At 39.4% G+C, this 1,595-nt stretch carries 1 protein-coding gene; it reads right to left on the reverse strand.

Translation table 11 applies throughout. The features are described from left to right. Positions 1-392 precede the first annotated feature (392 nt). Positions 393-788 carry a DUF2391 family protein gene (locus ACED48_RS20415; RefSeq protein WP_017056509.1) on the reverse strand — a complete coding sequence of 132 codons (396 nt, stop codon included), beginning with the start codon at positions 786-788 and terminating at the stop codon, positions 393-395. Between the last annotated feature and the right edge of the window lie 807 nt (positions 789-1,595).

Genomic DNA, 1,595 nt, shown 5'->3' on the forward strand with positions numbered 1-1,595 from the left:
AACGGCGGACTGTTAATCCGTATGTCGCAAGTTCAAGTCTTGCAAGGGGAGCCAATTAAAAAAAGCCGCATCACTGATGCGGCTTTTTTGCATCTGAAAATCCTAACTTTCGCTACAGACACACCTTACCTTTCTTATACCTAATTCAGTTCATAGTTCAGCAGTTCCAATGCTCTTCTCAAACAACCAAGTTTCGCTCTTTAACTTCCTTTAAGATCATGTAACGACACATGCACACAAAAGGCCAACCATAACGGACTTTCAGCCTGTGTTATCTATAAATGTCTCTATTAAACAGATCTAATGATAAATATAGAAGTAAAAGGCCTAATAGTGATCAAATAAGCTCTAGAGAGACTCTAGCGGTTATTTAAATTGAAGTGACATACAACTTACTCTTTATCAAAACTATCTACTACGATCGCTCCCATAGACGCAGGCATGGAAATAACGATCACCCTTTTGATCGATACTATTGGATCACTTAATAGAGGCAGCTTATCCAAACAAGTTAGAACCAAAGCAACAACCAATGCTGTCATCACATAAGCAATAACTATTCTGAAAACAAACACAGGGATGCGAGCGACAACATCCTTTTGGAAGACGCTCTCATAAGTATAAAAACCTAGAAACACAGCGGACAATAGAAACAACAACAATAAATTAGCAGCCGGTAAGGTCTCCCCTAACTTCCACGCCTCTTCAGAAAAAGAAATAGGTACAGCCAAAGCAAAAGACCCAACAAAAATTTGGCTCGCATCTTCGAAGTTAAAGCTTAATTTCATAGAACTACCTTCAAGGCTATAGAATATCCCTAGTTACCAAAATCATCATCAAGCTATAAATTCATGATCGTGGGAAGTTTCTGGTTTACCAGTTAGCAAAAAATAACTTTGTGTCGCTTTATACTAGACGAATTGACCAAACCATAACTTGAACTAATAAGCAATTATACACTCATGTTGAACGTTTGGTTTCAAGATAAAGTAAGCTTTTAGCATAGACTGTGGTCAAAAATAGGAACGTGCACACGAGCTATCAAACAGAAACAATTCGAATATACCTATCTCTTACTCAATGTTCCCTAGCCGTGAATAGGAGAAGTGGTCGCTGTCCCTGGGGCAATATCTCCAGCAAATACCAAATGCAACAAAAAGGAAGGCATGCTGGTGTGATAATGGATAGTTCAGGATGAATGATTTAAGACATTGGCTATACAGTTTCTGTTGTTAGTATCACCAAACTCCTGCCATATTCACCTGACCTGAATTCCATAGAGCAAGTTTGAAGTTAGAGGAGGCGGCATCATTTAGATAATCAAACCTTTGAAAATTATGATGGAACTGTTGATAAGGTTTGTAGTGGTTGGGGTAACTTGATCAGTAGTACACAAAGAGTAACGAAGGTGTGTACAAGAAGCTGAATTGACAAGTTAATTACCTAGATTGCTATTATAGCCTTCTGGCAGCCGCTTGACCAAAAAGCGATACACCATTATTTAGATAAAAAAAGCCTCGCTATTTCTAGCGAGGCTTTTTAATAAGTGGCGGAGTGGACGGGACTCGAACCCGCGACCCCCGGCGTGACAGGCC

Source organism: Vibrio sp. 5S239 (assembly GCF_041439575.1).
Lineage (GTDB): Bacteria > Pseudomonadota > Gammaproteobacteria > Enterobacterales > Vibrionaceae > Vibrio > Vibrio kanaloae.

What these genes read in the sequence shown, in the direction of transcription:
- ACED48_RS20415 (WP_017056509.1), bottom strand. Translation starts at nt 788, where the DNA reads ATGAAATTAAGCTTTAACTTCGAAGATGCGAGCCAAATTTTTGTTGGG.